Origin of the sequence: Pseudoalteromonas sp. JSTW, assembly GCF_013423925.1 — a bacterium.
Classification (GTDB): Bacteria; Pseudomonadota; Gammaproteobacteria; order Enterobacterales; family Alteromonadaceae; genus Pseudoalteromonas; species Pseudoalteromonas lipolytica.
This window is the reverse complement of sequence record NZ_CP058972.1, coordinates 3,387,771-3,401,283: the sequence shown is the minus strand read 5'-3', so window position 1 is coordinate 3,401,283 and position 13,513 is coordinate 3,387,771. Positions and strand designations below refer to the sequence as shown.

Here is a 13,513-nt window from a genome sequence, read left to right as displayed (position 1 = left end):
TCTTTTTATATATTATTTCTGTTCCTGCAATAGTGTTTTCTACAAAAAGCTACATTTTGTATAAATAATCCGCAACGCTTTATATATCACCACTTCAATGTTTACATGGTGTTAATTTTGTGTCTGAAATGTATACCTCACAGTTTGACCCTTCATAACGCCGCCTGTATATGTCTGTCTGCTAATAGAATTTAGTGTCTCAGCTTTTGCGTAAGCAAAGCTGTTTTAAATTAAATCAGTGGGAATCATATGCAACCTAGCAATAATAAAATAGCACACTTGAAAAAGAGCTCAGTTGCAGTACTTACAGCATTGTATGTAGGTACTTCAGGTTATGCTGCGGCAGAGCCGGGCTTTAATAAAGTGTCAGACAAAGGCTTTTATCAGCCAACATTTACAGCTGAAGATATCGCAAAGTATCAAGAACAAAAACAAATTGCTGATCATCCAAGCTTATTAAAGGGCAGTGTTGAGCGTTTAAATCAACATTATCAAAATCAACAACCAGAACATGTGTTCCAGCCTCAAGAGGGTGTGACAGGTGTTCAAACTTATATCGTTCAAATGACTGAAGAGCCAGTCGCGAGTTACCAAGGTGACATTCAGGGCTTTACTGCAACAGCGGTTACTGAATCTCGTTCGTTAATGGTTAATGAGCGCTTGGATACATCGGCACATAAGGTGCGTGCTTATCAGGGTTTCTTGAAGCAGCGCCAAACATCTGTATTAAGCAAAGCACGTGCCGTGGGTGCTAGCATTGATGTTAAAAAGCAATTTACGTTAGCAAACAATGCCGTTGTTGTCGAAATGACGCAGGCGGATGCTGAGCTACTGGCTAAGCAATCGGGTGTGAAACGCATCACACCAAACCGTATTTTCGAACTACGTACAGACCGTGGCCCAGAGTTTATTGGCGCAGATCAATTATGGCAAGGCGCTACACCTGCATCATCAGTGGGTGTTAAAGGCGAAGGCATGGTTGTAGGTATTATTGATACAGGTATCAATACTGACCACCCTGCGTTTGCAAGCGATGAAGAGTACAGCAAATCAAATCCATTTGGTGCAGGTAACTTCGTTGGTGATTGTGAAGCTGATCCTACGTTATGTAATGACAAGTTAATTGGTGTTCGCTCTTACCCTGAAATTACGGCTGCGAATTCAGACTATCGATTTGCACGTGCTGATCGTCGTCCAGAGAATGGTGAAGACTACAACGGTCATGGTTCACATACTGCAAGCACAACCGCGGGTAACTACATAGAGAATACGCCACTTCAAGCAGCCACAGGTGAGAAAGTGAGTGATGGTGAAAACTTGCCATTTACCTTTGATCACACCAGTGGTGTTGCACCGCGCGCGCACATTATTTCATACCAAGTATGTCGCGCGGGCAACTCGGGCGACTTATACGCTGGTTGTCCTGAGTCGGCGATTTTATCTGCTTTTGAAGATGCAATTGAAGATGGCGTTGATGCGATTAACTTCTCAATCGGTGGCGGTGAAAGCTTCCCGTGGGAAGACCCAATGGAAATGGCATTTTTAAGCGCACGTGAGGCCGGTATTTCTGTTGCCGCTGCTGCGGGTAACTCAGGTCCGTACTATATGTCTGCGGATCATACATCACCTTGGGTGACGACAGTGGGGGCATCAACGCATGATCGCGTGATGGAATTAGGTGTTAAAACCATTAACAACTTCCAAGGTACACGTGCACCTTCTGTTGGTGAGTATGCAGGTAAGAGTTTCGCTGGTGGAATTACTGGTGAGGTTGTTTTAGCTGAGAATTACGACGACCCTAATGCTGACGATGGCTATGATGCAGCTAGCTGTAATGCCCCATTCCCTGCGGGTACTTTCACCGCAGACCAAATAGTGGTGTGTTTACGGGGTGATATTGCGCGTGTTGATAAAGCGAAAAACGTAGCTGCGGGTGGCGCAGGTGGTTTTATCCTGCAAAATATTGCTTTTGGTGAGAACGTTGTTGCAGATAACTATGTGATCCCAGGTATTCACTTATCTTCAAGTGCGCGTTTTGCTATTCGCAACTGGGTGAATGCTAACCCTGATGGCGCTGCAATTGCGACTATTGGTGAGCCGCAAAATAACTATTCGTTTGACGAAGAAGCTGGCAACCAGCTCGCTATTTTTAGCTCTATGGGCCCAAGTTATTATATTAACAACCTTGTTCCTGATTTGACGGCACCAGGTGTTGATATTTATGCTGCGAATGCTGATGACCAACCATTCACCGCCAATCCTAGAGCATCAGACTGGACATTCATGAGTGGTACGTCAATGGCTACTCCGCATGTAACCGGTGCCATGACTTTATTGATGCAAATGCACCCAGATTGGACGCCTGCTGAAGTACAATCGGCTCTGATGATGACGGCGAATAAAGTGCGCATTTCTAACGGTGTTACGTTAGTTGACCCTTACTACAACTTCATGACGGGAAGTGGCTCAATTGATGTTGCGCAAGCGGCAAATGCAGGTCTTATCATGGATGAGACAATCGAAAACTATCACAATGCTAACCCGCGTAATGGCGGTTTAGTGGAGTGGTTAAACCTGCCGACATTAGTAAACCAAGACTGTGAACTGACCTGTTCTTGGATGCGCACAGTGAAAGCGACTAAAGATGGTTCGTGGGATGCAACAGCCTATGGTTGGGGTATTGAAGGCGAGCAAGAAAGTGCGGGTGTCGAAGTGAGTGTTACACCAAGTAACTTCACACTTAAAGCGGGTGAAACACAAGACGTGATGGTAACGATGAAGTTACCGAATATCATTCAGTCTAAACTAGACCCAGCAGAACCCGGCGCACCATGGGACAGCATTATAAACAAAAATGCGTGGTTTAACGGTAAAGTACTTTTTAAAAATACCGATGGTAATTCACCTGATGCTCACTTCACATTAGCGGCTAAAAATGTCATTGATGAGCTTCCAGCCATGGTTGATATCGATATGGCTCGTGCCAATGCATCAGAGTCAATCGTTGTGAATACTGACAGCTACAGTGAGTTTACACCAACTTATTATGGCCTTGTAAAACCGACTGAAGTAACAGCCAATATCTTAGGTGTATCACCTTATGTAACGAAAGACCGTGTAGAAAAAGCATGGGATATTCAGGCAATTGAGGTACCTGAAGGTACAAAACGCCTGATGATTAAAGTGGCATCAACAGAGCAAACGACTGATTTATCAGATATCGTTGAACCGCGTTGGCAAATTAAAAAAGCACACTTAGTGGTGGGTTATGATGCGAATGGTAGTGGCTCGTTCATGGTGTCGGATGAAGACATTGCTGAAGATCCAAATGCATTAATTAAAGCACTGAACGAAGAGATGATTTGTTATTCTTCAAGCAGTGTTGAGGATAACTACTGTAATATTATCGATCCTAAGCCTGGTAAATACTGGTTCGCTACCGCAGCGTTAGCTGGTTTACGCGATGTGGGTTATCAAACAGTGACTCACTATGCATTTGTGAAAGAGCAAAATACGGGTGAGTTCAGTGTGTCGGCTCCACAACAACATTCAGGTAATGGCAACTATGAAATTGCGATTAATTGGAACCTACCAGAAGCGCAGCTAAACGATGTGTATTACGGTGGTTTTGAACTGGGTGATTCAGAAGGTGCTGAAGGGACTTTAGGGTTTACATCAGTTAACTTTAAACGTGACGCTGAAGCGTTAACCCTTAATATTGATCAAGACTCAGCACGCGCTATGGATCTTGTAAATGTTAACGTGAAACTCAAAGCTAACTATGAATCTGACGCGCGCGATTACACTTTAGCGTTAACCATTCCTGAGGGCATGGAAGTTTGGCCTGATACATTGACTTCTAACAACGAGTCAGTTGCTGCTTCATTGGAAGTAGAGGGCAACACTTTAACAATTAAAGGGACTCAAGAGGCTACTCGCAATGTGAAGCGTGATTATGTTGTCACGAATAACATCACCAATGAAATGTGTAAAACGCCAATGATCGATGAGTACTCAACAGGTGGCTACATCGATTTATGGGGTGACTTCCGCATTCAACCAGATGCTTCTTGGTATGAAGGTGGCTCAAATGTTTACTTTGATGTACCAATTGATTGGTTATTCTACAAACAAGGCGCTAAGTTTGAAGTTTATAATCAAGCAAACAACAACGAAGTACGTTTACACCCAACAGGTGCTATGCAATTTACACCAATTTGGTGGATGATGAGTGCGCACCGTGGTCCAGGTTTCTTAGTTGAAGCATTAGCCCCGTTCTGGCGTGGTTCATTTGAAATCACTAATCTACGTGATCCAAGCGATCCAACAGGGTTAACAATTGCAAGTCAATATGCAGAAGAACGTCCTGATCTTGGTGACCTTCTGTTCATGGAATTTGATAATGTTACCGACAAGAATACGGGTGATACTTATGATTATGAAGTGATCTTACGCAGTGGTATTGATGACCATGAAGGTAAGTTTGAAGCGATTTTTGCATACGACAATCTAGGTTCTGATATTGATACAGGCACTATCTTTATTGAAGGTGGTGACAGTGTTTATGCTACAACCGCGGGCTACAAAGACGGTGCTCTAAGCAATGTGATCGGTTTCGATGACCTTGGTAAAATCTTACAAGATGACTTAGTCATTTGTTTTGATTACGTGGGCCCTGAGCAAAGTGAAGTTGAATTTAACTTTACAGCGACAATAAAGCCAGAAGCGAAAGGTACCATGCAAGACATCGCGCTTGATTATCTATTAGGTAGTCAAGAGTCAGGTACATTAATGCACTCGATTGGTGTACAAAGCAATCTTAAAATGGCAGATATTGCTGATATGACGGTTGCTGAAAATGGTCGTATTGATGGCATTGAAGTGATGGTTATTGATGCTGATCAATCGCCAAATGAGCTAGTAATCACGGGTGAACATGTGTCAGCTGAGGTGAACGGTATGTCGTTTAACCTGATCCCTGAACCTTATTTCTTCGGTGAAACTTTTGTAACTGTTACAGTGCAAGACAAAGCAAACCCAACAGATAAAGTAAGCAAAGAGTTTTTACTGACTGTTGAGTCTGATGGTGAAGAAGCCCCCGTGATGGTTAACGACATTGAAGATATGACTGTGATGCAAGGCGATATGTTAGAAAGTATTGCTGTTTCTTTATCACGTGAAACAGAAGAAGCGTTCACTCTTACTGTAGACGCTGATAATGCGACATCAATGGTTGATGGCATGACATTTAGCCTTAAACCTGACGCTGACTTCTATGGTGAGATCCCTGTAACAGTGACATTAACGGGCACAGATACTACTATCTCAACTGACTTTATGGTTACAGTAACCGCCGTTGATCTTGCGATTGTTGCGCTAGAAGATATGTCGGTGATGGAAAACGAGTCAGTTGACAATATTATGGTTAGTTTAACGCGTGAGACAGCTGAAGAGTTCACACTGTCTGTTGATGCTGATAATGCGACGACATCAGTCGATGGCATGTCATTCAGCGTAACGCCTGATGCTAACTACTATGGTACAACGACAGTTAAAGTCACTTTAACCAGTGGTGAAAAATCATTGATGGAAGAATTTGCACTTACAGTTGTTTCAGACGGTATTGAATTAGGTTGTACAGATACCGCTGCAACAAACTACGATGCGAATGCTAATACTGATGATGGTAGCTGTGTATACCCAGAAGTAGAAGAAGATGATGACAGTGGTTCATTCGGTCACTTCATCGTGTTACTCCTTCCATTACTTGCACTACGTCGTCGTAAGTAATCGCTTTAAAGGCTCATTTTAGTGAGCCTTTAAAAACAAAAAACCGCGTAAGCTTAACTTACGCGGTTTTTTATTAGCCTAATATAATGGCTACTTTTTAACTTTAGCGTTGGCAAAGGCATCGGCAAAGGCATTGCCCATGGCTGCATTACCAAAGTCACGTTTTGGTTTAGAGGTGTTTTTTACCTTTTGAGCCGCGGCAGGTTTGCTTGTAGTTGCCGCTTTATTGCTGGTATCAACATCATCGTCTAAGCGCATGGTAAAGCTAATACGTTTACGAGCAGCATCCACTTCAAGCACTTTTACTTTTACGATGTCACCCGCTTTGACTACTTCACGCGGATCTGAGATAAACTTATTCGTGATAGCAGAAATATGCACTAAACCGTCTTGGTGAACACCTACATCAACGAAGGCACCAAAGTTTGCTACGTTTGACACCACACCTTCTAGAATCATGCCCGGTTTTAAATCGTTAATTGTTTCAACACCGGCTTTAAACTCGGCCGTTTTAAATTCAGGGCGCGGGTCGCGGCCTGGCTTATCAAGTTCTTTAATGATGTCTGTGACGGTTGGTAAACCAAATTTGTCGTCAATATAGTCGTTCGCAACAAGCTTGTTTAGTATATCTGAGTTACCGATTAAGCTATTGACATCCAGGTTGTTCTTTTCGCAAATACGCTTAACAATCGGGTAGGCTTCAGGGTGAACTGATGACTTATCAAGAGGGTCTGTACCATTAGTGATACGTAAGAAGCCCGCGGCTTGTTCAAATGCTTTTGGCCCTAAACGCTCTACTTTTTTAAGCTCAGAACGCTTGCTGAATGAGCCATTCGCATCACGGTAGTTAACAATGTTCTGTGCCAGAGTTTTGTTTAAACCCGATACACGAGTAAGTAACGGCACTGAAGCCATATTTAAATCAACACCGACAGAGTTTACACAGTCTTCAACCACCGAAGTCAAAGTTTGCCCCAACTGACTTTGTGACACATCGTGTTGGTATTGGCCCACACCAATTGACTTAGGTTCAATTTTAACAAGCTCTGCAAGGGGGTCTTGTAAACGACGTGCAATTGAAACAGCACCACGTAACGATACATCGAGATTGGGGAATTCATTCGCAGCAAACTCAGAGGCAGAGTAAACAGATGCTCCGGCTTCACTGACCATAATTTTGTTAAGGTTAAGCTCGCTGTTTGCTTTTATAAGCTCTGCGACGAGTTTGTCTGATTCACGAGATGCGGTGCCATTACCAATGGCGATTAACTCAACTTTATGCTGGCGACATAACTGTTCAAGCGTGCGCAGTGATTTTTCCCAATGATTTTGAGGGGCATGTGGAAAAATAGTTTGTGTCGTTAATAGTTTACCAGTGCTGTCTACAACAGCTATTTTACAGCCCGTACGTAAACCTGGATCTAGGCCCAATGTTGTACGAGGACCAGCCGGAGCTGCCATTAATAAGTCTTTTAAGTTCTTTGCAAATACGTCAATGGCACCGGTTTCGGCTTTTTCGCGCATCGCCCCTAAAAACTCATTTTCAAGATGTAAGCTTAATTTAATTTTCCACGCCCACTGCACTACGCTCATTAACCATGCACTCGCTGCTGAGTTGCTAACATCTAAGCGATAATGATCGGCAATCATTTGTGCGCAGATTTGTGCCGGATTTTCAGCACTGGGTTCAGGGTTAATATTGAGCTGCAATACGCCTTCATTTCGTGCTCTTAACATGGCTAAAGCACGGTGAGAAGGCACTTTTTTTAGTGGCTCTTGGTGTTCAAAGTAATCACGGTATTTTGCGCCATCATTTTCTTGGCCAGCAATAACGCGGCTCTCAATTTGACCATGTTGACTTATATGACTGCGGAATTTTGCAAGCAACTTAGCATCTTCAGCAAAGCGCTCCATTAAAATGAACTTAGCCCCATCGAGTACTGTTTTCGTATCAGCAAAACCAGCATCGGCATTGATGTAGTCAGTGGCGTGTTGTTCAGGGTCTAAGTTTGGATCATTAAACAGGGCATCAGCAAGTGGTTCAATACCTGCTTCAATTGCAATTTGCCCTTTGGTACGGCGCTTAGGTTTGAAAGGCAGATATAAATCTTCAAGCTCCGTTTTACTGTCCGCGTTATTAATATCCGCACTGAGCTCGGTTGTTAGTTTTCCTTGCTCTTTAATCGTGGCAAGTATAAAGCTACGGCGCTCTTCTAGTTCACGTAAATACGATAGGCGTTGCTCAAGTAAACGCAGTTGCGTGTCGTCTAAGCCACCCGTTACTTCTTTACGATAACGCGCGATAAAAGGTACTGTGGCACCTTCATCAAGTAATTTGATTGCAGCAACAACTTGTGGTTGCTGGGCATTTAGCTCAGTCGCTAAGCGTGCAGAGATATTGCTCATGCATAAACCTTTTTAAAAAATAGAAAATCAGTAAAACTGAAGATTAATTGCCTGAATAATATCACAATAAGAAGGCCTTAAAAGCACTGCTTTTAAGGCCCGCTGAAATAGTTCTTCACAACGCAAATTTTAATACTTAGTGAGGGTGATCGATGTGTTGCATCACTTCACTGAAGCTATTAGCAATGGGGTTGATATTAACAGGAATATGTAACTTTTTAGCAATTTGACGCGCAGAAATTAGCCCACAAATTTCATGCTCTTTACTGGTGACTAGCAAGAACATCATACCTTGATGCTCCATTGTTTGTAGTACATCGCCAATGCATGCGTAACTAATGCTTTGTAAGCTTGCACCCGCTAAATTACTAAGCGGTGTCATTACATCGTGTAATGTAATCTCGTCACGGTGCAGGTTTAAGCGCTGTGCAAGCATCATAATCTTAGAGCTTTGCAGGTCAGCACTTGATGTAATACCCAGTAACTTATCTTCACTATCAATTACTAAGATAAAGTCAGAACAGTGATTGCTAGTTTGTTTCAGCGCATTAACAATCGTTGTGTCGTAATGAGCGCGTAACGGGTCTTTACTGGTGAAGCTATTTAATACTTTAAGCGCCGGAGAGGTTAGGTCTAGGGTTGGCTCAACTTCATTTACAGCATTAGATAATGCGCCATTTGAAATGTCTTGTAGACGTAATTCTTTGAAATTATTCATTTTGATCACCATACATTTTAATAAAACTTTAATTGAAACAATTTTGAGTTAATTAAAAAGCAGGGGGACCTCGCTGATGCGCGCTGAACACAGAAATAACAGAACAAGGATTAACATACACCGCAACACGGCCATCTGGCAGTGGTTGAGCTGCACTGGCAATCAGCGATGGGGTATGTTTGTCAAAGTCAGTATCTGTATTGGCTGGGTCTGTACTGTCGCACGCAATGAAATGTGCGGTTGGCGTAACACTGTCTGAGTGGCTTTCAATGTCATTGGCGTAAGATATCAAACTCGCACTCATTAAAAGTGCGAATACAATGGCATTACTCATGATGCGATGTATTAGGTTTGACATACTTACTACCTTCTAAAACCTCAAGCACTAAATGCGTCTTGAGTCTCTTTAGTTATAGAACACATTTTTAGAGTAGACAATCACTAATTAATATTTTCTGAATATTTATACCATTCCGCAAAAATACTTAATCATTTTGAGTGATTAAACCAGTCGCTACCTGCGTTAAAAATTTCTGATTTAGAACAACTAAATAACTAAATTTTTGCCTTGTTATCAACGCGGTTTTATTGCCTCAAAATAGACCACTTAATTAAGCGTTAATGGTATTAAAGATAAATTAGGGTGCGTTAGGGTAAGTTATTTCATTGACGAACCATTCTTTTGTGCCTTCGGGTGTGATGACCGAAAATTCGTCATCCACTTCTTTACCTAATAGCGCACGCGCCATAGGTGCGTCGATAGAAATATAATCTTTACGCTCATAAATTTCGTCTGGGCCCACAATACGAAATCGTTTGATGTCGCCTTGTTCATTTTCAATTTCGACCCAAGCGCCAAAAAATACTTTGCCTGCTTGTTGCGGATTGTAGTCAACAATTTTTAGGTCTGGCATACGTTTTCTTAGGTAACGTACGCGGCGATCTATTTGTCGTAAAACACGTTTATTGAATTGATAATCGGCGTTTTCAGAACGGTCACCTAAGCTTGCTGCCCACGTGACAATTTTGGTAATTTCAGGACGCTTCTCATGCCACAAATAGTCATGTTCTTGTTGTAATTGTTGATAACCTTCACGCGTAATTAAATTTGTTTTTGCCATTTTACTTAGCCTCACAAGAAAACCTGCCGCACGGTATAAAAGTCTTTTGTCTTTGTCGAGTAGGATTTTGAAATGTTCCGTAACAATCTAAGCGTGCAATTCGATTTTTATTCTTAAGTTTTTCATTTATATTAACAAGTAACACATTACAACAAGAATGAAAGTTATGGGACACGAAACGACAAAGGTATTGGTTGTTGATGACGATATGCGTTTACGCAGTTTGCTTGAACGTTATTTGGTAGAGCAAGGGTTTATTGTTCGTACAGCAGCAAATTCAGAGCAGATGGATCGCTTACTCGAGCGTGAAAATTTCCACTTAATCGTACTCGATTTAATGTTACCCGGCGAAGACGGTTTATCCATTTGTCGCCGTTTACGACAAAAAGAAAACGATATACCCATTGTGATGTTAACAGCTAAAGGTGACGAAGTAGACCGTATAATAGGTCTTGAGCTCGGTGCTGATGACTATATTCCTAAACCGTTTAACCCACGCGAACTATTGGCACGCATTAAAGCGATTTTACGTCGTCGCGCTAAAGAAGTACCAGGCGCGCCTGCTGCAGAGGAAAACGAAATTAGTTTTGGTGAATTCACATTAAATTTAGCCACGCGTGAGATGACGCAAGGTGATAACACCATGTCATTAACCAGTGGTGAGTTTGCGGTATTAAAAGCGCTTGTCACACACCCGCGTGAACCGTTAAGTCGTGATAAGTTAATGAACCTTGCGCGAGGCCGAGACTACAGCGCACTTGAGCGTAGTATCGACGTACAGGTTTCGCGTTTGCGTCGCATGATTGAGGTTGACGCTGCTAATCCTCGTTATATTCAAACTGTATGGGGCTTAGGCTACGTATTTGTACCAGATGGTGAAAAGTAGCAATAATGGGTATGTTTCCGCGAAGCGCATTTGGGCAAACCGTATTTTTAGTCGCAGCGTTGCTTTTAATCAACCAGATCGTGTCATATATCACGGTCAGCTTTTATGTTGTAAAGCCAACCATAGAGCAAGTAAATCTGATCCTCGCTAAGCAAATTAAAACAGTGTTTATCGAGTGGGAAGAAGGCGTTGAAGTGAGCAAAGAAGCCTCTGAAAAGTTCTTTGAAATAACAGGGATAGAAGTCATGACCCAGCGCCAAGCAATGCGCGAAGGGCTGGCTGAAACACGTGAGTATTCAATGCTTTCGCGCAGCATGTCTAAAGAGTTAAATGGTTCAGCACGTGTGCGCATTAGCCAAACGGATCCGCTTGTATATTGGGTTGAAGCACCGCAAGCCCCTGGTTATTGGGTGCGCGTACCCTTAACAGGTTTGCAAGAAAACAACCTGAAATTTTTAACTTTTTACTTGTCCAGTATAGGTTTTTTAAGTGTGCTAGGTGGCTGGTTGTTTGCGCGTCACTTGAACCGTCCTTTAAAAGCACTACAACAAGCTGCTGTAAAAGTGGGGGTGGGCGACTTCTCCACCAAACTCGAAGAGCAGGGCTCAACCGAAGTCATTGAAGTAACGCGTGCTTTTAATCAGATGTCTCGGGGTATTGCGGCATTAGAAAACGACCGTCGTTTACTAATGGCGGGGGTATCTCATGACCTTAGAACGCCGCTTACGCGCATTCGTTTAGCCACAGAAATGATGTCAGATGATGAAGACTACCTTCGCGAAGGGATAATCCATGATATCGAAGATATGAATGCGATTATTGACCAATTTATAGAGTACTTGCGTCATCACAAGCGCGAAGAGCTTGCGCTTGAAGATTTAAATGCGATTGTTGCAGAAGTCGTCGAAGCAGAGCAAAAGCATCATCGCAGCATCACCTTTAAAGAAAACCCCAGTATTCATGATGTACCAGTGAGCATGGTGGCAATAAAACGTGTTGTCACTAATATGATTGAAAACGCGATACGTTATTCACAGGGTGATATTGAGGTTGAAACTCGCCTGAGTAGCAATAAAAAATTCGCGATGGTGGTTGTAAATGATCAAGGCCCTGGTATTCCTGAGAGTGAACTTGAAACCGTGTTTGAACCGTTTAAACAAGGTGATGCGGCGCGTGGTAGTGAAGGTAGCGGTTTAGGGCTGGCAATAATCAAACGTATTGTTGATATGCATGGCGGAAAAGTGCAATTGCTTAATCGCCCCGAAGGTGGCTTAAGTGCACAAATCTATTTACCGTTGTAGATGAAATAACGTGACAGATTAAGACTGATTGCTTAAAAAGTGCGACAGGGGTGTCGCACTTATCTTATTGAACGTTATGACTGTGGTTGGCCGTAAATTTGCTCGGCACGATTAAACAATATCCACGAGGTCAAAATATACTTATCGTTTGAGATTGGCTTATTGCCACGGTGAGTGTGGGTAAAGTAGCCAGGAGCCACCACCATCGTTCCTTTCTTGGGCGATATTTTACGTTGTTGATAGTAAAATTCGGTTTCACCACCTTCCTCTACATCGTTTAAGTAAAACATAAACAACAATACGCGATGAAGCGCTTCGTTATGACCTACTTGCGGGTATACCTCACTGTGCCAGTATGGATAGCCCCCTTTATTGATGTCGTATTTTTGCGCCTGAATGTTACCCATTCTAAAGATTTGCTGGACTAGTAAAGGCAGTTGCGGCTTGCCGACTTCTTCAAAGTTGTCTTGGTTTAAGTCAACGGGTTGACCGGTTTTTGGGTGATAGACTTTTAATCCAAACGCGCCAATCATCATAAAAATATGCTCTTCGAGATACTTAAAGATGTACCCTGCGGTGGTTTGTTGAATATGTTTTAATTGTTCGGCGTATTCTGGGTGATTATTTAGGTATAAATCGCGGCTGTCTTTTTTAGATAAATCAACGCCACCAGAGGTAATGCCTTGTTTTAAATGCGGGCTTTGTTCAAATACCGTGATAAAATTATCGCAAAATTCTTTGCTAAGGGCGTTTTCGTATACGCGAATAAAGTCCGTCATGAGCTACCTTTAGTTTATATTTTTTATAGGGTTACTATGTTTATTGAATCAATCACGCCCCGATTTAGCGAAACGGATGTCTTAGGGCATATCAACAATACCGTACTCCCCGTGTGGTTTGAAGCCGCCCGTGCGCCTATTTTTAGATTTTTTACACCGGATTTAAATCCACATCAGTGGAAATTGATTATAGCCAAGGTTGAAGTAAGCTTTGTCGGAGAGTTGTTTTATGGCCACGATGTTGAGATAAAAACGAGTGTTGAGCATATTGGTTCAAGCTCCTTTGTATTACGTCAAGAAGCGTGGCAGCAAGGCACATGTTGTGCGGTGGGTAAAACGGTCTTGGTACGGTATGATTTTGCCAATAAATGTTCGCAAAAGTTAGATGAGCAAGAAAAAGCAGCACTTTCTGCACACTTATTCGTTTCTGAGTAGCCGTTTTTTGCCGACATTTCTGGGCGCTTGGGGTAAAATGTCGCTTCATTATTTTGACTGAGTAATTTTGGGTTACA

9 protein-coding genes are annotated in these 13,513 nt (G+C 42.5%); 4 read left to right on the top strand and 5 right to left on the bottom strand.

Annotated elements, in window-relative coordinates; genetic code table 11:
* Nucleotides 1-249 precede the first annotated feature (249 nt).
* Nucleotides 250-5,790: a S8 family serine peptidase gene (locus GZH31_RS15280; protein ID WP_180311211.1), complete on the top strand. Its 5,541-nt coding sequence runs from the start codon at nucleotides 250-252 to the stop codon at nucleotides 5,788-5,790.
* A gap of 90 nt (nucleotides 5,791-5,880) precedes the next feature.
* Here the strand turns inward: GZH31_RS15280 and GZH31_RS15275 are convergent, their stop codons facing one another.
* The 4 genes from GZH31_RS15275 to greB all read right to left on the bottom strand — a co-directional run bounded on the left by GZH31_RS15275 (nucleotide 5,881) and on the right by greB (nucleotide 10,035).
* The gene (locus tag GZH31_RS15275) at nucleotides 5,881-8,196 is read right to left on the bottom strand and encodes a Tex family protein (RefSeq protein WP_065979405.1); all 2,316 of its coding nucleotides are present in this window, start codon (nucleotides 8,194-8,196) and stop codon (nucleotides 5,881-5,883) included.
* 136 nt (nucleotides 8,197-8,332) lie between these two features.
* Nucleotides 8,333-8,914, bottom strand: a complete 582-nt coding sequence (locus GZH31_RS15270; protein ID WP_065979404.1) for a CBS domain-containing protein — start codon at nucleotides 8,912-8,914, stop codon at nucleotides 8,333-8,335.
* A gap of 52 nt (nucleotides 8,915-8,966) precedes the next feature.
* Nucleotides 8,967-9,272 carry a hypothetical protein gene (locus tag GZH31_RS15265; RefSeq protein WP_180311210.1) on the bottom strand — a complete coding sequence of 102 codons (306 nt, stop codon included), beginning with the start codon at nucleotides 9,270-9,272 and terminating at the stop codon, nucleotides 8,967-8,969.
* 280 nt (nucleotides 9,273-9,552) lie between these two features.
* Nucleotides 9,553-10,035 carry a transcription elongation factor GreB gene (gene greB, locus GZH31_RS15260; RefSeq protein WP_036973385.1) on the bottom strand — a complete coding sequence of 161 codons (483 nt, stop codon included), beginning with the start codon at nucleotides 10,033-10,035 and terminating at the stop codon, nucleotides 9,553-9,555.
* 157 nt (nucleotides 10,036-10,192) lie between these two features.
* On the opposite strand from greB, the gene ompR reads away from it, so the two are divergent.
* Together ompR and envZ are read left to right on the top strand one after the other, a co-directional pair.
* Complete coding sequence (ompR, locus tag GZH31_RS15255; protein ID WP_193329316.1) at nucleotides 10,193-10,921, top strand: two-component system response regulator OmpR; 729 nt, start codon at nucleotides 10,193-10,195, stop codon at nucleotides 10,919-10,921.
* Nucleotides 10,922-10,926: 5 nt separating this feature from the next.
* On the top strand, nucleotides 10,927-12,222 hold the full coding sequence (gene envZ, locus GZH31_RS15250; RefSeq protein WP_118844720.1) for a two-component system sensor histidine kinase EnvZ: 1,296 nt from the start codon (nucleotides 10,927-10,929) through the stop codon (nucleotides 12,220-12,222).
* Between the two features lie 74 nt (nucleotides 12,223-12,296).
* On the opposite strand, the gene GZH31_RS15245 is transcribed toward envZ, so the two are convergent.
* A complete protein-coding gene (locus GZH31_RS15245; RefSeq protein ID WP_065979402.1) occupies nucleotides 12,297-13,001 on the bottom strand; it encodes a 2OG-Fe(II) oxygenase in 705 nt (234 codons plus the stop codon).
* Between the two features lie 36 nt (nucleotides 13,002-13,037).
* Between GZH31_RS15245 and GZH31_RS15240 the strand changes: the two genes are divergently transcribed.
* A complete protein-coding gene (locus tag GZH31_RS15240) occupies nucleotides 13,038-13,436 on the top strand; it encodes a thioesterase family protein (RefSeq protein ID WP_036973381.1) in 399 nt (132 codons plus the stop codon).
* The last annotated feature ends 77 nt before the right edge of the window (nucleotides 13,437-13,513 follow it).